General features: G+C 26.5%; 18 protein-coding genes and 4 tRNA genes. 5 read left to right on the top strand and 17 right to left on the bottom strand.

The features are described 5' to 3' along the window. Nucleotides 1–22: 22 nt before the first annotated feature. Genes uvrA through KQ877_RS02955 form a run of 3 tightly spaced genes read right to left on the bottom strand, consistent with a single transcriptional unit; the run spans nucleotide 23 to nucleotide 5,244 of the window. On the bottom strand, nucleotides 23–2,851 hold the full coding sequence (gene uvrA, locus KQ877_RS02965; protein WP_216489197.1) for an excinuclease ABC subunit UvrA: 2,829 nt from the start codon (nucleotides 2,849–2,851) through the stop codon (nucleotides 23–25). Between the two features lie 42 nt (nucleotides 2,852–2,893). Beyond that, entirely contained in the window at nucleotides 2,894–4,444 is a 1,551-nt protein-coding gene (locus KQ877_RS02960; protein WP_216489200.1) for an MATE family efflux transporter, read from the bottom strand. A gap of 29 nt (nucleotides 4,445–4,473) precedes the next feature. Continuing rightward, a complete protein-coding gene (locus KQ877_RS02955; protein WP_216489202.1) occupies nucleotides 4,474–5,244 on the bottom strand; it encodes a DUF2779 domain-containing protein in 771 nt (256 codons plus the stop codon). 74 nt (nucleotides 5,245–5,318) lie between these two features. Between KQ877_RS02955 and KQ877_RS02950 the strand changes: the two genes are divergently transcribed. Both KQ877_RS02950 and KQ877_RS02945 read left to right on the top strand, forming a co-directional pair. Beyond that, nucleotides 5,319–5,483, top strand: a complete 165-nt coding sequence (locus tag KQ877_RS02950; protein WP_216536012.1) for a hypothetical protein — start codon at nucleotides 5,319–5,321, stop codon at nucleotides 5,481–5,483. Between the two features lie 57 nt (nucleotides 5,484–5,540). Further along, nucleotides 5,541–6,326, top strand: coding sequence for a CDP-alcohol phosphatidyltransferase family protein (locus KQ877_RS02945; RefSeq protein WP_216536011.1), 786 nt, complete (start codon nucleotides 5,541–5,543; stop codon nucleotides 6,324–6,326). 83 nt (nucleotides 6,327–6,409) lie between these two features. Here KQ877_RS02945 and KQ877_RS02940 read toward each other — a convergent pair. The 13 genes from KQ877_RS02940 to KQ877_RS02880 all read right to left on the bottom strand — a co-directional run bounded on the left by KQ877_RS02940 (nucleotide 6,410) and on the right by KQ877_RS02880 (nucleotide 17,112). After that, nucleotides 6,410–6,485: transfer RNA gene (locus tag KQ877_RS02940), tRNA-Val, on the bottom strand. 4 nt (nucleotides 6,486–6,489) lie between these two features. Next, nucleotides 6,490–6,565: transfer RNA gene (locus tag KQ877_RS02935), tRNA-Glu, on the bottom strand. A 1-nt stretch (nucleotide 6,566) separates the two neighbouring features. Further along, nucleotides 6,567–6,641 (bottom strand) — tRNA-Asn (locus KQ877_RS02930). Between the two features lie 108 nt (nucleotides 6,642–6,749). Continuing rightward, nucleotides 6,750–6,825 (bottom strand) — tRNA-Thr (locus KQ877_RS02925). A 24-nt stretch (nucleotides 6,826–6,849) separates the two neighbouring features. Then, entirely contained in the window at nucleotides 6,850–8,709 is a 1,860-nt protein-coding gene (locus tag KQ877_RS04270) for a DUF2779 domain-containing protein (RefSeq protein WP_216536010.1), read from the bottom strand. Further along, the gene (locus tag KQ877_RS02915; RefSeq protein ID WP_216489210.1) at nucleotides 8,699–9,532 is read right to left on the bottom strand and encodes an MAGa7180 family putative nuclease; all 834 of its coding nucleotides are present in this window, start codon (nucleotides 9,530–9,532) and stop codon (nucleotides 8,699–8,701) included. Before KQ877_RS02915 ends, KQ877_RS04270 begins: the two co-directional genes overlap by 11 nt. Continuing rightward, a complete protein-coding gene (locus tag KQ877_RS02910; RefSeq protein ID WP_216489212.1) occupies nucleotides 9,532–10,560 on the bottom strand; it encodes a helix-turn-helix domain-containing protein in 1,029 nt (342 codons plus the stop codon). The genes KQ877_RS02915 and KQ877_RS02910 overlap by 1 nt, the downstream gene beginning before the upstream one ends. A gap of 261 nt (nucleotides 10,561–10,821) precedes the next feature. Then, a complete protein-coding gene (fusA, locus tag KQ877_RS02905) occupies nucleotides 10,822–12,915 on the bottom strand; it encodes an elongation factor G (protein ID WP_216489214.1) in 2,094 nt (697 codons plus the stop codon). Nucleotides 12,916–12,994: 79 nt separating this feature from the next. Continuing rightward, entirely contained in the window at nucleotides 12,995–13,465 is a 471-nt protein-coding gene (gene rpsG, locus KQ877_RS02900) for a 30S ribosomal protein S7 (RefSeq protein WP_216489216.1), read from the bottom strand. Nucleotides 13,466–13,510: 45 nt separating this feature from the next. Next, a complete protein-coding gene (gene rpsL / locus KQ877_RS02895; protein ID WP_216536009.1) occupies nucleotides 13,511–13,927 on the bottom strand; it encodes a 30S ribosomal protein S12 in 417 nt (138 codons plus the stop codon). Between the two features lie 181 nt (nucleotides 13,928–14,108). Next, on the bottom strand, nucleotides 14,109–15,221 hold the full coding sequence (locus KQ877_RS02890; protein ID WP_216536008.1) for a hypothetical protein: 1,113 nt from the start codon (nucleotides 15,219–15,221) through the stop codon (nucleotides 14,109–14,111). Then, nucleotides 15,214–16,149: a hypothetical protein gene (locus KQ877_RS02885; RefSeq protein ID WP_216536007.1), complete on the bottom strand. Its 936-nt coding sequence runs from the start codon at nucleotides 16,147–16,149 to the stop codon at nucleotides 15,214–15,216. Before KQ877_RS02885 ends, KQ877_RS02890 begins: the two co-directional genes overlap by 8 nt. 57 nt (nucleotides 16,150–16,206) lie before the next feature. Next, nucleotides 16,207–17,112, bottom strand: a complete 906-nt coding sequence (locus KQ877_RS02880; protein ID WP_216536006.1) for an RluA family pseudouridine synthase — start codon at nucleotides 17,110–17,112, stop codon at nucleotides 16,207–16,209. 53 nt (nucleotides 17,113–17,165) lie between these two features. Between KQ877_RS02880 and KQ877_RS02875 the strand changes: the two genes are divergently transcribed. Further along, nucleotides 17,166–17,528, top strand: coding sequence for a YigZ family protein (locus KQ877_RS02875; RefSeq protein WP_216489223.1), 363 nt, complete (start codon nucleotides 17,166–17,168; stop codon nucleotides 17,526–17,528). On the opposite strand, the gene pyk is transcribed toward KQ877_RS02875, so the two are convergent. Continuing rightward, complete coding sequence (gene pyk, locus KQ877_RS02870) at nucleotides 17,523–18,911, bottom strand: pyruvate kinase (RefSeq protein WP_216489224.1); 1,389 nt, start codon at nucleotides 18,909–18,911, stop codon at nucleotides 17,523–17,525. The two genes, KQ877_RS02875 and pyk, sit on opposite strands and share 6 nt — an antisense overlap. 116 nt (nucleotides 18,912–19,027) lie before the next feature. On the opposite strand from pyk, the gene KQ877_RS02865 reads away from it, so the two are divergent. Continuing rightward, entirely contained in the window at nucleotides 19,028–20,221 is a 1,194-nt protein-coding gene (locus tag KQ877_RS02865; RefSeq protein ID WP_216536005.1) for a phosphopentomutase, read from the top strand. Continuing rightward, a complete protein-coding gene (locus tag KQ877_RS02860) occupies nucleotides 20,221–21,090 on the top strand; it encodes a Cof-type HAD-IIB family hydrolase (RefSeq protein WP_216536004.1) in 870 nt (289 codons plus the stop codon). The genes KQ877_RS02865 and KQ877_RS02860 overlap by 1 nt, the downstream gene beginning before the upstream one ends. Nucleotides 21,091–21,094: the final 4 nt, after the last annotated feature.

Below are 21,094 nucleotides of genomic sequence, written 5' to 3'. Positions count from 1 at the left end.
TTTTATTACTAATTATATTATATTAATTATTTTTAATAAGTATTTGTTTCAAGTATTTAGCTGTGTATGAATTATCTTGCTTAGACACTTGCTCAGGTGTTCCTGTTGCAATAATTTTACCACCATTTTTACCACCACCAGGTCCTAAATCAATAATATAATCAGCATTTTTAATAATATCTAAATTATGTTCTATTACTAAAACAGTATCTCCATTATCAACAATACGATTTAAAACTGACAATAATTTTTTAACATCATGAGTATGAAGTCCAGTTGTTGGTTCATCTAAAATAAATAAAGTTTGTCCGGTAGGTTTTTTTTGTAAGTAAGTTGCTAATTTAACTCTTTGAGCTTCTCCACCACTTAGTGTTGTTGCAGCTTGACCTAGTTGAATGTAACCTAGTCCAACATCTAACAAAGTTTGTAATTTTGCTTGAATTTTTGTTCTAGAACTAAAGAAATCATACGCTTCTTGAACACGCATATTTAAAACATCATTAATTGATTTTTGGTGATATTTAATTTCTAGAGTTTCTTGATTGTATCTTTTTCCATCACAGTGATCACAAGTAACATAAACATCAGGTAAAAAATGCATTTCAATTTTTATTACTCCATCACCTTGGCATTTATCACATCTACCACCAGGGACATTAAAACTAAAACGGCCTTTTTTGTATCCCCTTATTCTTGATTCTTCAACATTTGCAAAAATATCACGAATGTCATCAAAAACGCTAGTATAAGTTGCAGGATTTGATCTTGGTGTTCTTCCTATTGGTGATTGAGTAATTTGAACAACTTTATCAATAAATACATCACCAGTAAGTTTTGTATTTGATTTTGAAATTGAATCTTTTGAAAGATGTAAATTTAATTCATTTAAAATAATTTCATTAACTAAGGTACTTTTCCCTGAACCAGAAACACCTGTAACACAAACAAATTTACCTAGCGGTATTTTTACATCAATATTTTTTAAGTTATTTTTTGAAGCATTTTTAATACTTAAAACTTTTCCATTACCACTACGTCTTGATGTAGGAACTTCTATTTTTCATTCCCCACTTAAGTATTTACCAGTAATAGATTGTTGTGAATTTATAATATCGTCTAAATTTCCTTGGGCAACTATATAACCACCCTTATCACCAGCAACAGGTCCTATATCAACGATATAGTCAGCTTCTAAAATTGTTTCTTCATCATGTTCAACAACAATTAAAGTATTTCCTATTTCAACCATTTTTTTAAGAGAATTTAAAAGTTTTTGATTATCATGTTGATGTAGCCCAATACTTGGTTCATCTAATACATATAAAATCCCTGTTAAATTAGCACCAATTTGAGTTGCTAATCTTATTCTTTGAGCTTCTCCACCACTTAATGTTTCTGATTTTCTATTTAAAGTTAAATAATCAAGGCCAACATTAATTAAAAATTCTAATCTGTGAATAGTTTCATTTAAAATTAAGTTAGAAATCTCCACTTCTGTTGGACTTAATTCTAGATTTTTAATAAATTCCAAAATATCCGCTATATCTAATGAACAAATGTCAAAAATATTTTTTTGATTTATTCTAACTGCAAGAGCATGTTCATTTAATCTTGAACCATTACATACATTACAAGTAATTTCACTCATGAATTTTTTATATCATGCTCTTATTTCTTCACTTGAAGTTTCTAAATATTTTCTTTCTAAAAAAGTTGCAATTCCTTCGATGTAACCTTTTCTTTGATATTTATTTCCTGATGAAGAAATTAAAACATATTCAAATTCTTCTTCTGATCCACGTAAAATAATTTTTAATTGTTTTGAAGTTAGTTGTTCAATAGGAACATCAATTGGTATTCCATAACGATCTAAAAGCACTTTAAATTCTTGTCATTCTAAATTTTGAGTATTGACAATATTTTCAAAGTATTTAATCCCTCCTGCTTTTATTGTCATTTTAGGATTAGGAACAATTTTTTCATAATCAGCGTGTAATTTTATCCCGATTCCCTTGCATTCTTCACACATTCCATAAGGACTATTAAATGAAAATAATTTAGGTTCAATTTTAGGCATATCAAAATCACCGTATTCACATGAATAGTGAATTGAAAATAATTGGCTATCTTGATCTAATTCATAAACTCTTACAAATCCATTTGAATGTTCTAAAGCTATTTCAACAGCTTGTGATATTCTTTGTCTTTCTGTTTCTTTTAAAGTTAATCTATCAATTACAATATCAATATTTCATCTTTTGTTTTTATCTAAATTAATTTCATCATCAAGTGAGTAAATATCATCATTAATTTTAACCCTTACAAATCCCTCTCTTTTTAGCTGTGCTAATTTTGCTTGATGCGAACCTTTTTCGCCAAAAACAATGGGGCTTAATATATATAATTTTGCGTTTTCCTTGTATCTGAAAATAGCATCAATTATATCTTTATGTTTTTGGGCTTTAATTTCTATATTATGAGTTGGACAAAAAACTTTTCCAATTCTTGCATAAAGTAATCTTAAATAATCATAAATTTCAGTAACAGTACCAACAATTGAACGGGGATTATTATGTGTTGTTTTTTGTTCAATACTTATTGAGGGACTTAAACCTTCTATGCTTTCGACATTAGGTCTTTTTGTATTGCCTAAAAATTGTCTTGCATATGAACTCAAACTATCTACATAACGTCTTTTACCCTCTTCATAAATTGTATTAAAAGCCAGTGAACTTTTTCCAGATCCACTTAATCCTGTAAAAACTATTAACTTTTGTCTTGGTAACTCTAAACTCACATTTTTTAGATTATTTTCTTTTGCACCTTTAATTATTATTTTGTCATTTTTCATATTTAAAATTATAATAAAAAAAGCCCTAATTAAAAAGTTTTTTTAAATTTGAGCTTTGTCGTTTGTAATGTTTACTTTTCAGTTAAATTTATGTTGTACAAATTCAAAAATTGATAGCCTCATGACATCTCATGTATAGAATAAAAAATAAGTTAATGGCAATGAAATATGATATTTAGGAACAATTAATAGTCCTAAAATAATTAAAAATATAAAATGGGTTCACTGACAAGTGAAGTTTGTAATACTACTTAATGTGCTTCTTCCTCCACTACTTATTATTGCGCTTGTTGTATAGAATCAGTTTTGCAATGGACTTGTTAAGGCAATTGCTAGAATTGTTAAAAATAAATATTTTGCTTGAATTAATGAAGCATTATAAGCTGCTTGTAGTATTAATTGTTGTTTTGTATTTGCAACTATATTTGTCATTTGTCTTAATTCTTCAAAATTAAAAGTGTTCAAACGACTCACAACTTCTTTTTTTACACCTGTTGTTAGGGAATTTGTTTCATAAATTATTGCCCCACAAATTATCAAAAGCATACTTAAAAATGAACCAATAACAAGATGAAATCCTTTAAGACTTAATGCGTGGCGTTCTGCTTCTTCAAATTTGTTTTCACCTAATTTGGTTGCAACAAAAACCGCCACATTAGCTCCACATGCTGCTATTGTTGCACCAAATACACTGGCAATTGATTCTGTTAAAGTAAGTATACTTGCAGCTGAAAGTCGCATATATTGTTCATTAACCGTTCCCGGTGGAAAAGCTCTATTTCAAATAATCATCCTTAAAGGAATTACAATCATAGCACTAAGAGCTATTATAAATGCAAAAATTTTAGAAATATACAATTTTGCTATTTTTTTTGTAATAAAAAATAAATTTAAGGGATTTAATCAAATTTGTTTATTTTTTCTTATCATTCAATATGAGTCAAGAAAAATACTAGTAAAAACACTAGCAATAGTTCCATAAGCAGCCGCCTCTGCACCCATTTTAAAACCAAATAATAAAATTGAATTAATAGTGAAATTAATTGTTATATTTGTAATAGCGGTTAACATTGAATAAAAGCTTTTACCCGTTTCGCTTAATAATCCATTTGTATTTCATGCAATTGCCAATCCAAATCATGCAATTGTCATTAATTTTAAATAATTGGAACTTGACTCTAAAGCAACACTATCTCCCGGCCCAACAAGTTGAATAAATTGGTTAGGAATTATTAAAGCAGGAATAGCAAAAACTAAAGCAATTGATAAATAAGTTCAAACCCTAAGTGCCATAATTTGATTTAAATTACTATATTGTTTTGAACCATAAAACTGTCCAACGAACATACTTGCAATAGTATTTATTGTAATAAAAATCATTGTTAAAATACCAGTTCAAAAATTTGCATAACTCAGAGCATTAACACCATTAGGAATATGAGTTACCATAAAATTATCTAAAAAAGCGGTTAGCGAAAAAATAATTTCAGTGAAAATTACCGGAACCGTTATTTTCAAATAGGTCTTTCAGTCTTTTTTGCTTCGTGGTAAATGTTTAACTATAAAACTTTTTGTACTCATTAGTGCTTTCATAATAAAAATTCTACCATAAATTAGTTATTTTAAATATCCCAAATCCTATCTTTTAATTCTTTTATTGTCATGTTTTCATCTAAGTCTAAAGCGTTTAATTGTTTAAGTAATTCTCTTCTGTGGTTTATATCTTTAAGCCACATATCAACTTCATCTAAATGCTTGTTGACATATTCCATTTTTCATACATCATCATGAGAATATTCTTTTAATTCTTTTATTAAAAGTTGTTTATTAATTTCAATGTAATAATGTTTTGTTGTTTCGAAATTATTATCTTTACAAAATAACAAAAAACCAACATAACTAGCAATGGCACCATTATTTGATAAAATTCTGTTTTTAAAAACGTTATGTTTGCTTTTTTGTCTAATAATTTCTTTAATTTCGGAAAAATATTGTTTTTTAAATTCCCTTCTTGTTAAGGTAGATAAGCTAATTGTTTGTTGACTTATTAAAGGGCTAACTTTATTTTTTGGAAACAATTTTTTTAAACATTTATTTTCTAAAACCGGATTATGTCCTACAAATTCAACATCTTGAATTTTGATCTTAGGATTAATTTTTTTTATGTCTTTTTTGATTTGTAATCTTAAAGTTTCATAAAAATTTTTATTACTTTTAAAATTCATAACATAAGTACGAGATTTAAAAATTCCATGTTCATCTTGAAACCCTAATGTGTAACAATATGGTGTTGAATTTTCAATTTTAATAATCCTTGCAAATGGATTAGTTATTGCTTCAAAATCAATAAAAACTTTTGTTTTTTGTTTTTTGTTTGCTTCACTAATTGTCATAATAATAATTATAAATATTTTTTTAAATTACTCAAAATATACTCTAAAAAGTTATATAATAGGAATGATTAATCATGAAAAAAAGTAAATCCAGTAAGATAGATAACAAAAAAAATTTAAAAAAAATAATAAAATACTTAAAAACAGCAGCGGGTAAAAAAACCTTAATTTCTATTTCCGTTATTGTTTTTGTTGCAATTGTTGTTGTTGCCACTAGTGCAATAACATTCAATTCATAATAAATAAAAAACACAAAATTTTTATGTGTTTTTATTTTTATTTTTTATAATAGCATTATGAAGAAATTTAAAAAGATAAATTGATACTCATCATTATATTTATCTGTAATGAGGGTATTAGCTGGTATATTTGTATTTATACTACTAAGTGTAATGAAAATATTTGAACTCGAAACAGCATATCCATATACATTTGGAATTTGTTTTGTGATATTTTTAATTGCAAGTGTTAGTGATTTTTTTGACGGGAGAATAAAAAATAAACATAGTTCAAGCTCAATTCAAATTATTTTTGAACAGTTATCTGATAAGTTTTTAATTTATCCTATTATTTTATTTTTTATTAAATTTAACTTAATATTTACAAGTGTTGTTATTGTTTTATTCATTCGTGATTTAACAGCTTTAACAGGTAAATTAATTCTTTTTGAAAAAAATATTTATTTTAGAGTTCCAAAAATCATTAAATTTAAAACAACAATTGAAATAGCATCAATTAATATAGTATTAGCAGTTAATGCAATTTTAGGATTTAAAGGTTATCATATTGAGCATTTAGAAGTATGAAAAATAACTGTTTCTGTTATATTTACAATAATAGATTTAGTTGCTATTTATTCATTAATAAAATATTATAAACCAATTTGAAAATACATTTTAAGAGAATTAAAAGCCCATGAAAATGGTAATGGAATTTATGAATTCAGAAATTACACTCCACTGGTGATAGATGATCATAAAGAACTAGATACTCAATTAAATAGTGAAAATACAAATTCTGATAATGAAATCGAGGTTCAAAAATTACCAGAACCAAAGGATAAAAAAAGTGAAAAAGACTAAATTTAATAGTCTTTTTTTATTATATTTTAAAAGAAAAATAAAAAAAATGCCGTTTGGCATTTTATCATTGGCGTTAAAACAAATGGTGGACGATGAGGGGCTCGAACCCACGACCCTTGCCTTGTAAGGGCAATGCTCTCCCAGCTGAGCTAATCGTCCGAAATGGTGACCCTAGCGGGACTCGAACCCGCGAATGCATGGATGAAAACCATGTGTGTTAACCGCTTCACCATAGGGCCATGGCGCCGACAACAGGGATTGAACCTGTGACCAATTGGTTAACAGCCAACTGCTCTACCGCTGAGCTATGTCGGCAACTTATTTATTTAAATTGCTATATTATTATATAACATTTTTTTAAGTTTTGTTAAAAAAAATTATTTTTTATTTTTTTATTTGCCAGCGATATGTCTAAATAACATTTGGTGCCAATTATAGGGATCGAACCTACGACCAACTGATTACGAATCAGTTGCTCTACCAACTGAGCTAAATTGGCTTGTTATTTAATAATTATATAATATTAATTAAAAATATCAATATCTTTATCATCTAAATTATCCACACCATCTTTTAGTAATTTATTTATAAAATCAAAAACCATAATCATTGCTAAAACATCATTGTGACAGTACTCTTTTAATTTTTTAGATTTTAATTCTCATTCCTTATCACCAATTACTTCGGTATATCTTAAAATGGCATTATCCATTGCCATTTTTCCATTTTTTACTTCTAACTCACTATAAGGAGTGATTAAATGTTTTAATTGTAAATGAGATTTAGTTATGTATTTTTCAACTTTTTTAATAGAATAATATCCTCTTAAAGCATGAAGAAAAATAGCATCTTTTTTAAAAGCAAGCATAATGTCTACAGTATTTTCTTGAATTTTTTGTAATTTGTATTTTGTTTCATTAAGTTTATCTGGAGTAACTAATTCATTTTTTGAAATATATTCAATCATTTCTTTCATTCTTGTAATTTCATAACCTTTATTAAAAACTACATATGCATCATGCGTTTTATTTCCATAAACTTGATTAATTAAATCAATAAAATCATTTACATTTATAGTTTTTGGATCATACATAATGTCTTTTGTTTCATAATCAATTATTTGTAATTCAAGTGAATCATCTTTTTTTACTGTAATAGTTTTTATAATACTTACTTGATTTACAACTTGAGTATAAGGTCTTACATTATCTAATGGTGAAAAAGGTAAACTGAAACCCTCAAAATCATATCAAATTACTTCTGAACCTTCTTTTTGAATATTTTCTATAATATCTTGTGTACGTTCTTTATTCATTGAATTAATTTTATTAAAAATATATTGCAATTCAATTTTAGATTCTTCTTCTTTTTTTATTTCATCGAATTTATTTTCAAAGAAAAATTTTTTTATTTTGATTAAAAAAGTACCATTTATGTTTGCAAACTTAGGATTTTCTGTAAAAAATATTAAATTTGCATGCTCATTTTTACCTCAATCACTTATATTATCTGATTCATTATATGTATCTAAAGAATCACTATTTACTAGTAAAGATAACCATAAATTGGAAAACTGGTCAAGAGATAAAGGTTCTAAGGTTTTTTGTTTATTTGATTTTGTTATATCTATAAAACCATCGTTTAGTAAATCATTTATATTAAAAGTACGTTCTTCATTTACACCATTTTTTTTAGTTTTTGCATATGCAATTTCTTGTTGTTTTTTTATATGTACTTCGTTTTTTTTATTAATATCTCTATCTAATATTAAAAAAATATATTCATCAACTTTTAAATCATTTCGTTTTAAAATTTCAGCTTCTCAATAAGCTTTTAAAACATATTTTAATTTTTTTATAGAAGTTACAGCATTTTGAGAGTATAAAATATTTTTTTCTTTGTTATAAGCTGCTGGATTTGCTAATAATATATTTTCATTATCTGAATCGATGTAATGTATAAAAAATGGATTTCTAATTAATTTAATTTTTGGATCTGATAAAGCAGATTCTGTTAAAGAAATTTTTTCTTCAAGAGATTTTGTAATTGGTACTACAAAAATTTCGCTCGGATTATAATTTTCTTCAATAATGTCAATCATTTTTTGGTTGATTTTTTTAAACATTATATTGGTAGCTACACTAAAGTAGTTATTTTCTTCAGTTTTAGGTAATTCGTTATTTTCTAAAAGAGAATCAAACACTTGTGAAAAATAATCAAATTCATCTTCATCATCAGATGATTCTTCTTCAAGGTTATCTTTTTGTTGAATTTTTTTTAAATTTAAATAATCATCTTTTGAATGTTTAATTCAAAAGTCAGATGATGTATTTGCTGAAAAATAATTTTTAAATTTAGCGACTCTTTCAGGATTAATTTTCATATAAATTTATTTTCCCTTGTTCTAATCACTTATTATATAATTCTTCTCATTGCTCTTTGTTTTCGCATCTTAATCACTCAATTAAATCAGCATTAACTGCTAAATCATAAGTTGGACTAATTCCAGATTCTGTATATTTTTTATATCATGCATACACTTTTTCAATGTCATCTTCTGCTTGTTCTGTGTTTAGTTGATATAGTTTAACCATACTTTTTCTTTTATAAACATCAACTTTATCTAAATTTTGATAATCGTCTTCTTCTAAAAAAGAAGCGCAAATAGCATAAGAAGTTGCACCTTTTAAATATGCATATAATTGTGATTGTTTAATGTAATTTAACGGAATACCATTTGCATGTCAGTAATCATAATTTTTAAGTCCAGTAGTTTTTATTTCAATAATTGTGTTACTAGATTTAATGTAACCATCGGGCAATCCACCTAAAATTAAATTATCTTTAAAATAATCATAATTATATTTAGCAGCAGGAAAAGTTTCAACTATTTTATTTGTTTTTTGTTCTAACATTTTAATAATTTTTGGTTCTAAAACAATTCCGGCATTTACATATTTTTTATCTAAAATTGGTAATCCTATTTTAGAAATATTACAAAAAGCAACAAAATCATTGTGTAGTGCATCTAAATTTAAAACATTAGCAATACTTGACCCACCTACTTTTTTAAAACCCGTAAAACTACCGGGTTTAGATGATAATAGCTTCTTGTGGAACTCAGGTGCTAATTTAACTATTTTATTTTTTTCATCTAAATAATAATCTCTATTATTGTAATAATTTCTTGTAATTTTATTTGCCATTATTCCTCTTCAAATGTTACTTTCGGATATTTTAGTTGTAAACTTTCTCAAATGTAACTAACATCTGCATTAGGGTTTTTTTGTGTTTGTCATTTAGCTGAGTTATAACAACTAATTGCATCATAAATTGCTTTATATTGAGTTATTGTTTGTTTTTCCCATCTTTCGTATTCTTCAATAACAAAATTATCAATTTCTTCTTCTGTTTTTTTGGGGAAATAACAGTGCACTATTTCATGTAATAATGTAAAGAAAATAAAGCATTCTCTTTGATACATATCACTTAAAAATATGAATCTTTTTGCACCTTTTTTAATAGTTATTCCTCTTATCATAGAATCTTCTATGAATTTTTTTGTAACTAAAACAATACCTTTTTTTCTTAAAAAAGTTTTTAACAATGAAATTTTTTCATTAAATGGTTTGTTAGAACTCATTATATTTAGTGCTTTTTTAATAGCTGGTGTATATTCATTTGATCTAAAAGTACCAACAGGTTCATAAGGATCTACGCCTAATTCACAAAACCTGATTCAAACATAAGTATTAGGCTTATCATGAAATTTTTTAAATTCTGCTAAAACATGTTCATCTAAATATAATTTATAATCCTCTAAATTAGAAACACCATAAAATTTCTTTAACGACATTAATTTTTCATAATCATACATATTTTCTTGAATATATATATTAAAAGGACTACTTAGTTGTGGATTTTGAATTAAAAAGTTAATTCCGTATTCATTTAAATAATTTTTAACTTTATCTTTTAATCCGCTTATTATTTGTTTATTTTTGTAGATGTAATATTTTTCAGATAATGTACCTGATTTTAGATTAAATACATATTCAAGTCCTTCTAAAACATTCACTGTTAATTCATTTATATCACCTTTTAAAATTGTATTCATATGTTTTAAACTCAATCCTAGGCGCATAGCTAATTCTTTTTGAGACATTTTATGTGATTTTAAAAGTAATTTTAATTCATCATTGAATTTTAAAAAATCAGTTTGAACTTTTAACATTTTTACCTCTTTTTTTACAATTAAATTATATAATTAAAATTAATTTTTTTGTTTTTTTATTCCTTTTTTAAGGAAAAAATAATGTATATTTTTTTGTAAAAAACTGCAAAAAAATAAGTTAATTTAAAAAAAGATGAAAAATATTATGGTTTGCTTATTATTAATTTTTTGTATCTACTATTTAAAGTAATTTTTTTAAACTTAAAAATAAAAAATGAAACATCTTTTTTTGATGTTTCATTTCTGAAAAAAGATATATTATTAATCTTCTTCTATTTTTACTTTTCCACCACGTTTTTTAATGATTTCATCAGATAAGTTTTTTGGCATTTTTTCATAGTGATCAAATCACATTTGGTAATTTCCACGTCCTGCTGTCATAGAACGTAAATCTGTTGCATATCCAAACATTTCACTTAAAGGAATGTATGATTTGATGATGTGAACACCATCTGAACGTGTTTCATCTCCTCTAATTTGTCCTCTACGACGTGAAATATCACCCATAATATCTCCGAAGTAATCTTCAGGAACAGTAACTGCAACGTCCATAATTGGTTCTAATAACACAGTACCAAGTAATTCTTTACCTTTTGTAAGTGATTTTGAAGCTGCAATTTTATAAGCTAATTCAGATGAATCGACATCATGGTATGATCCATCAAATAATGTAGCTTTAATATCGATCATTGGATAACCAGCTAAAATACCAATATCCATTTTTTCTTGTAATCCTTTTTGGATTGATTTAATGTATTCTTTTGGAATTTTTCCACCAACAATTTTATCAACGAATTCAAAACCACCATCTGGATTAGGTTCATATTTAATTCAAACATGTCCATATTGACCTTTTCCACCTGATTGTTTCTTGTGAATTCCTTCAACGTCAGCTGATTTTGTAATTGTTTCACGGTAGCTAACTTGAGGTGCTCCAACATTTACTTCAACACCGAATTCTCTTTTTAGACGGTCAACAATAATATCTAAGTGTAATTCACCCATACCTGCGATAATTGTTTGTCCTGTTTCTTCATCAGTGAATGTTCTAAATGTAGGATCTTCTGCTGATAATCTTTGTAATGCTAATGAAAGTTTTTCAGTAGCTGCTTTTGTAGCAGGTTCTAAAGCTTGTGAAATAACTGGTTCAGGGAATTCCATTTTTTCTAAAATAATTTCTGGAGATTTTTCAGCTATTAAAGTATCTCCTGTTGTTGTTGATTTTAAACCAACAGCAGCAGCTATATCACCTGTTCTAACTTCATCAATATCTTGACGTGAGTTAGCGTGCATTTGTAAAATACGGCTAATTCTTTCTTTTTGATCTTTTGTTGAGTTTTTAACGTAGCTTCCTTTTTCTAAAACTCCTGCATAAACTCTAAAGAAAGTTAAATTTCCAACATATGGGTCATTCATAACTTTGAATGCTAAAGCTGCAAATGGTTCTTCGTCAGCTGCTTTAACATTTACTTCTTCTTCACCTAAATGACCTTTAATAGCAGGAACATCTAATGGACTTGGTAAATAATCAACAGCGGCATCAATCATCAATTTAACACCTTTGTTTTTAAATGCTGTACCACAAACTGCTGGGAAGAATTCACTTGTTAAAGTAGCTGTACGGATTGCTTTTTTTAATCTTTCAGCTGAAATTTCTTCACCTTCTAATACTGACATCATAATTTCTTCATCATAGTCAGCAACAGCTTCGATAAGTTCATGACGTAGTAACATAACTTCGTCTTTTAGGTATTCTGGGATTTCAATGTCTTTCATTTTTTCTTCTGGTTGTCCATCGAACTCATAAGCTCTTAATTCAACCAAGTCAACTATTCCGTTAAATTGTGATTCTTCACCAATATTTAGTTGAATAGCATGACATTTTCCACCTAAACGTGATCTAACAGACTCAACTGAGTTTTTAAAACTTGCTCCAGCTTTATCCATTTTGTTAACGAAAACAATTCTAGGTACTTTGTATGTTGTTGCTTGTCTTCAAACTGTTTCTGTTTGAGGTTCAACACCACTTTGAGCATCTAAAACTGCAACTGCACCATCAAGCACACGAAGTGAACGTTCAACTTCAACTGTAAAGTCAACGTGACCTGGTGTATCGATGATATTAATTCTTTTACCTTTTCAAAATGCTGTTGTTGCAGCAGAGGTTATTGTGATACCTCTTTCTTGTTCTTGAACCATTCAGTCCATTTGGCTAGCACCTTCATGTGTTTCACCAATTTTATGTATTTTTCCTGTGTGATATAAAATACGTTCTGTAGTTGTTGTTTTTCCGGCATCGATGTGAGCCATAATTCCAATATTACGATAATTTTCTAATGGATATTCTCTTGACATATAAATCTATTTTTTCCTTTGCTTATTTTAATTATGATAATAATACGATATACTTAATAATTTTATTAAATAATTAAAATTATCATCTAAAATGAGCGAACGCTTTATTAGATTCGGCCATTTTGTGAGTGTCTTCACGTTTTTTAATTGATCCACCAATTTTATTTGATGCGTCAATAATTTCATTTGCTAAACGTAAATCCATTGTTTTTTCGCTTCTTAAACGTGAATATTGAATTAATCAACGTAAAGCTAAAGTTTGTTTTCTTCTAGCTGAAACTTCAACAGGAACTTGGTAGTTACTTCCACCAATACGACGAGATCTAATTTCTAATTGTGGAGTAATATTTTCAATAGCTGTATTAAATACTTCCATTGGATCTTTTTGAGTTTTTTCTTTAATGATATCAAATGCTGAGTACAAGATATTTTCTGCTATAGATTTTTTTCCGTCTAACATAATTGTATTAATTAATTTAGTAACAATTTTAGAGTTGAAAATTGGATCTGCTAAAACATCACGCACTGGGGCTTGTCTTTTTCTTGACATAATTTCTCCTTTTTAAAATTTATTTATAAATAGTAATTAATTTAATTAGTTAGCTTTTGGTCTTTTAGCACCATATCTTGAACGCCCTTGTTTACGGTTATTAACTCCGGCTGTATCTTGTGTACCTCTAACAATTGTATAACGTACCCCTGGTAAGTCTTTAACTTTTCCACCTCTTATTAAAACTACTGAGTGTTCTTGTAAGTTGTGTCCTTCTCCTGGGATATATGCTGTAACTTCCATACCATTTGAAAGTCTTACCCGAGCATATTTACGAGTAGCTGAGTTAGGTTTTTTAGGTGTCATTGTTCCTACCCGTGTACAAACACCACGTTTAAATGGTGCTGGGATTTTTTTCTCTTTTTTTAATAATGAATTGTAAGATAATAATAAAGCAGGTGCTTTTGGTTTTACAACTTTATCTTTACGACCACTATTAATAAGTTGGCTAATTGTAGGCATTTTTTCCTTTCTTTTATTTTATTGATAATTTATACTGTGGAATTTAAAAAATAAATTCTTTATTATTATACAACAACTTATCCGGTGATAGTCAAAAAAATCAATTTTTTTATTTGAAATTTTTATTTTTAAAAATTTAGAAAATTTATAAATAAAAAATGCCCAATTGGCATTTTGTTTTTTACATCTTTAAAATTAGTTTTTTTCAAGCATTGTCTGCGATAACTTTTAAAATATCTGCGATATCAAGTTCTGGTTGTATTTCATTATCTAAAGAATAAGATAATTGAATTGATGGATCTACCCCTAAGTAATTTATATCATTTGTATTAGTTGTTAATGATGAATTTTTTCTTTGATTTCTCATTAATTTCATATTTATATTCTTATAATGATACAGTTGCGAAGATGTTTCATTTAATTGGTTATTATTTTTAATGCTTTTTTCTGCATCGTTCATTCATTGAATTTGTTTTTCAATTGTTGATGAATAATCATTTTCATAATCTATTTTAAAATTTCTTATTTTTTTTTGATTAAAATATGCTCCAAAAAACGTAAAATTCTTTACATAAAATTCATAATAATTTTTTATAAATTCCATTTCTAAAGCGAATTTATAAGCTTTTTGAAAATCTAATTTTTCAAGATTATTTAATTGATAAACTTTTTTAGCCAAAACCTTTGCTCCAAGTGGGTTTTTAGACTTCATTTTTTCAATGTCAACTCTTATTTCTTTTACAACTTTAATATCATCAAATTCTTCTTGAAGTGTTTTTTTAAGTTCATAAACAAAATTTTTATTTTTATATTTTGGATCATTAAATGCTTTTTTGTAAGTCACAAAGTTATATAAGAAAATTAATGGAGCATAAAGAAATGGTAATAACATTGTAAAATAATTGAAAATAGATTTTGAACTAGCGTAATTAAATGATTGAACTTCTTGACCGTTTGCTCTTGCTTCTTGAATATTTTTATAATAAAAAGAAGTTACTTCATTATAAAAATTAATAGCAGTTCAAATCATTACAACTATTAATAGAATTTCAAAAATAAATAAATTTATCAATGAAGGTGTTGAAAATTTTAGTCCATAAATAAATGGTTTTTTTAATTTATCACCAGTTGCTTTTTTTGTATAATCTAAACTTTTTTGAAAATTAACTGAAAATTTTATTGCGATATATAAGCTTATAACAAGAATAAATGTAAATAATAAAATAATTACATTATTGTTGCTGTTAGCTATTGTTGAAGCTGATTTTGTTTGTGCATTTTCAAAATTAATCATTGGTTTCACCTTTATTTTCTTTTGAAAGATAAATTTGAGCTATTTTAACTTTTAATTGTATATCTGTTAAATCTTCGGTACCAAAAATATTTAATTTATTTGCAATTAAATTTAATTTTTCTCTATCAATATCTTTTAATTTTTGATAGTAAATTGAAGTAATAATTTCAGGGTTTTCTTTAAAAATATTAGTTTCTTCTTCATTCATTTCTAATGGTTGAGTTGTTTTATCTTTTGGTTGTATCTCTGCATATTGTGAGTTGTAAGCATTATTTTGATTTGCAAATCCAGTAAATAAATCATTAAATTGTGAATTTGGATTTTTTGCAAATTGTTCTTCGAATGTTTTAGATTGTTCATATAATTTAGCCATTCTAAACATTTTTGTAATTTTGCTACATTTTGAACCAATAAATAGATAACTTAATACATAAAACACTATATTAAAAATTGAAATGATAGAAAAATAGTCATTGCTTTTCATTGTTGAAATTCTATACGGTAAATTTCAATTAGTGATAATGTAAAAAATAATTAACACAACACAGAAGGTAAAGAATCCAGGATTAAATACCGAATAATCTTTTTTTTGTATACTTCTTGAAAAGTTTGTAATAAATATAGAAAGCATAACACCAAATAAAATAAATGGTAAAGTTGCACCTACAAATAAATAAGCCATTTGTCTTTGAGTATCAGCATTAAGTTCTGAAGCGTTGTAATCTTTGTGTTCATTTAATATAATATTTTGAAATTCTGCATAGTAATTTGCGCGGAAAGCAAAAACTATTGCCAAACCTGCAACTGCTAATAAAAAAGTGATTATCAAAGCAATAGTAAATCAGATAAATCAAGGTCTATATTTTGATTTATCCTCTTGCATTAATTCTTCTCTTGTTTTTTGATTACCAAACAAAAATGGATTCATCTTGTTCTCCTTTAATATTTAAAATTATATAATAAACTCATAATTTATTTGCAAATCTTATGAGTCTAAACCATGTAATTTTATATCTTTTTCCATTTTTCAAGGCATTTCAGTTTCAAAAGTCATCACTTCACCATTTGGGTGCTTAAATGTAATTTTGTAAGCATGAAGCCTCTGATTAAATGAATCTTGTTTTTTCCCGTATACTGGGTCACCATAGACTGGATGTTTAATATATGCTAAATGTACTCTAATTTGATGAGTTCTACCTGTTTTTAATTCACATTCTACTAAAGTTTTATCACTATTATTAATATAAACTTGTTCTAAAACTCTTATTTTAGTTTGTGCTGGCTTTGAATTTATTTTTGTAACTGCCATTTTTTGACGATTTTTAGGATCACGTCCAATTGGTAAATCTATATTTGTAATTTCATTTTCCATCACACCATCAACTATTGCTAAATATTTTCGATCAATTTTATGATCTTTTAATTGACTTGCTAAAAATTGGTGAGTCTTATTATCTTTTGCAACTAATAATAAACCACTTGTATCTTTATCTAAACGGTGTACAATTCCTAATCTTAATAATCCATTTTCATTACTTAAATTGTTTTTAAAATGATACATTAAGGCGTTAACCAGTGTATTGTTATAATTTCCTGGTGCAGGATGAGTTACCATTCCTGAATGTTTGTTAACTACAATAAGCTTATCATCTTCATAAACTATATTTAAACTGATATTTTGTGCATCTACTGTAATCGTTTTATCAATTAATTTTTCGATTAGAATTTCTTGATTTTGAGAAACTACAAATTTATTTTTATTAATTTTTATTCCATCAACACTAACAGCACCTTGTCTAATTAATTCTTGTGCATCATTTCTGGTAATTTCTGAATTATTTGTAATGTATTTATCGATTCTATCGCTGTATTCTACTATTAATTTAATCATATTTAAAATTATAACTTTTATTGTAATTTATTTAGAAAATATATAATAAATATATGTTTGAATTAGTAATTAAAAAATCTAAATTTATAGCATTTGCTTATAAAGTAGATTCAAAAAGTGAAATAATAAAAATAAATGAAAAATTATGAAAATTGCACCCCAAAGCTAGACACATTTGTTATGCTTATATAATTTTTGAAAATGGTAAATGAGAAGAAAAGGGTGTTGATGACGGTGAACCAAAAGGTTCAGCAGGAACGCCACTTTTAAAGCTTTTAAAATTACAAAAAAAAGAAAATGTGGCGGTTTTTGTCATTAGATATTTTGGTGGAATTTTGTTAGGAAAAAATAAATTGCCAGGAGCTTATATTGAAACAGCTTCTGGCTCATTAAAAATATTAGATAATAATTTATAATTTTATAATTTCGTATTTTTTTGTGTCTAAATTGAACAAATTATGAAGTTTTTGAGTAATTGTGTTTGTTTTATACATTTCTACAAAATCTTCTTCTGTATCTTTTATAGAAAAAACGTTATTTAAAATACCTATTTTAGTATGCATATTAGATTCATTAAAAATAGCAATAATATTTGCATGTAATTTATATTTTGAAAGGGTTTTTATTTTTTTATAATCTGAAACTAAACAAAAAACGTAATCTGCTTTTTTGTAATATACTTCTTTTGCTATATCATATGCTCATTTAGAATCATCACTTGAATTAATTAAAATTTCTCAAATATATTCTAGATATTGTTTTTCGTTTGCAAAAAAATCTTCATTAGCTTGATTGTTAATTTGTTTCATTGTTTTAACAGTTTCTATTGGAAAATTACCACTTGCTGTTTCACCACTTAACATAGTTGCATCAGCTCCTAATAATGTAGCTCAATAAACATCTGTTACCTCTGCTCTTGTAGGTAATGGATTTTTTTCCATTGAATCTAACATTTGTGTTGCAACAATAACTTCTTTTTTTGCAATATTACATTTTTTTATGATCATTTGCTCATATTGAGGCACTTTATAATAATCAACTTCAAGACCTAAATCACCTCTTGCAATCATAATTGAATCTGAGTTTTCAATAATTTCATCAATATTATCAATACCCATTTGTGATTCAATTTTTGAACAAATTTGAATATTTTGTCCGCCGTTTTCATCTAAAAAAGCACGTAAATCTTGTAAATTTTTTTTGCTATTTACAAAACTAGCAGCAACTATATCAACTCCATATTCAATTCCAAATAATAAATCATTTTTATCTTTTTCACTTAAAAAAGGTAAACTAAACTCAACACCAGGAATATTTATTCTTTTATTTGTTTTTAAGAAATGTTGATTTTGAGTTTTTACTGTAATAATATTATTTTTTATTTCGATTACGGTTGTTTTTAATTTACCATCATCTAATAAAACAACATCACCATTTTTTAAATTAAGATGCATATCGTAATTAACTGCAACTTGGTGAGAATCACCTATCATATTTTTAAAAACTTCTTCACCACAGACTAAATTAAATTCTTGATTTTTTGAAATGATTTGACCATCATTTTCTATTTTTCCAATTCTTATCTCAGGACCCTTTGTATCTAAAATTAAAGATACATTTGTGTTTAATTCTTTTGCAACTTGTCTTGCTAAATCGTATTTTTTGATGTGATCTTGTCCAGTTCCATGACTGAAATTAGCTCTTATTGCCGTTACTCCTGATGCTATTAGTTGTTTCATTGTTTCATAATTATCACTTGCAGGACCTGCTGTTGCAATTATTTTAGTTTTTTGTTTCATTTTTTCCCTTTCTTGTCTTTATAATTATCTTTAATTTTATCTTATTAGGTCTATATTTTTGATATTTAATATAAAATTAATATATAACTTACAAATTAAATATATTAAGGAATAGTATGAAAAAATTTAAACGTATTTTTATGTTGGTAACTGATGGTTTGGGTATTGGTGAAGAACCTAGACAAGAAGAATTTCACGATAAAGGAGCAAATAGTTTTTTACACGCTTCTGAAGTTTTAGAGCTTCAAATTCCAACATGAAAAAAATTAGGTATTACAGAAATTGCTAAAACAGCAGGTCACAACAAAAGAAATAAAAATCCATTAGCTTACATGGCAAGAATACATGAAATGTCAAATGGTAAAGACACATTAACAGGTCACTGAGAAATGATGGGAATTTTAACAAAAGTGCCAAGTCCTCAATTTATTGAAAATGGATTTCCACAAGAACTTGTAGATGAATTATCAAAAGCTTGAGATGGAAGAAAAATTATTGGAAATAGAGCAGCTAGTGGGACTGTTATTTTAAAAGAACTGGGACAAAGATCACTTGAAACAGGAGAAATTATTATTTACACTTCACCTGATAGTACTTTACAAATTTGTGGACATGAAAAATATTTAGGTTTAGATAAACTATATGAATATTCAAAAAAAGCTCGAGAAATTTGTTCAAGTAGACCTGAATGAAATGTTGCCCGTATTATAGCTAGACCATATATTGGTGAAAATGGAGATTTTACAAGAACATTTAACCGTCATGATTATGCAAATAAACCACCTAAAAAAACATTATTAAATGAACTTCAAGAAAAAGGAATAGAAACAATTGGTGTTGGAAAAATAAAAGATATTTTTACAGGTGAGGGAATAGATACTATCTATGGTCCTGCAAGTGATGATGAAAATATGGATGTTGCTATTGAAATTGCTACACAAAATGCTGAAAATCAATTCATTTTTGTTAATTTAGTACAATTTGACAGTCACTATGGACATAGAAGAAATCCTGAAGGATATTCAGAAAATATTTCAAGATTTGATATTAAATTAACAAAATTAATTAATGCAATGAAAGAAGATGATTTACTATTAATTACTTCAGATCACGGAAATGATCCAACGTGACCAGGAAGCGATCATACTCGCGAAGCATTACCACTTACAATTTTTTCAAAATCATTTAAACAACCAAAAATTTTCACAAGACCTTTAAACGGTTTAGGAACAGCAGGAAATATTGTTGCAAGAAACTTTGAATGCAATTTACTTGAAACAGGTGAAGATGTTTTTGAGGAGTTAATTTAATGAATAATTTAAAATTACCATTAATTTTCACTGACATGGATGGTACATTGTATGGTTCAAGTTTTAAAGCATCACAAGAAACAATTAATGATATTGAATTTGCAATTACCAAAAGCGAAGAAAACCCAAGACCTGCTTTGTTTAGTTTATGTACAGGAAATCCTGTTTTTGAAAGAGTAAAAAATGTTGGAACTCAATTGAAAGCTAAATATTTAATTGGTTCAACTGGTGCAAATATTTTTGATATGGAAACAAATGAGTTTATTTATCAAAAAACAATTAGCAACGAAGATGCTCAAAAAATTATTGATTTTGCAAATGAAAATCAATTTGAAGTTGTATTTTGAAATTCAGAACAATATTTTTATTCAAACTATGCTAGTGAAAGTGCATTAGAAGCGACTTTAAATTATCATTTTGATACTAAAGAAGGAAGAAATATCGTTAAAAAATACACAGGTCAAGAAATTACAGATATTGTAAAAATAGAGTTTTCAAGTCAAGTTCAAAACTTTAAAAAAATCACAGACTTTTTAAAAGATCTAAATGTATATTTTATTGAAACGGCTTCTAATGTTGAAATTATGGCAAAAAATGTTTCTAAAGGTAGTGCTATTAAATATATAGTCGAAACATTTTATAAAGATGAGTTGAGTTTAGAAGATGTATTTTGTGCAGGTGATAGTAGAAATGATATCGATATGTTAAAGATTTGTGGTTTCTCATATGCAATGGCAAATAGTCCACAAGTAGTAAAAGATGCAGCTAACTACCACACTTCAAGCGTTGAACAAAACGGTTTAGGAGAGGCGATTATCGATTATTTATACCGCTTTAATAAAGTTATTAAAAAATTCTTATTACATTAATAAA

The organism is Mycoplasma zalophi (assembly GCF_018914005.1).
Classification (GTDB): Bacteria; Bacillota_I; Bacilli_A; order Mycoplasmatales; family Metamycoplasmataceae; genus Metamycoplasma; species Metamycoplasma zalophi_A.
Note: the sequence above shows the minus strand (reverse complement) of the source record. Positions and strands in the feature narration are given on the sequence as shown.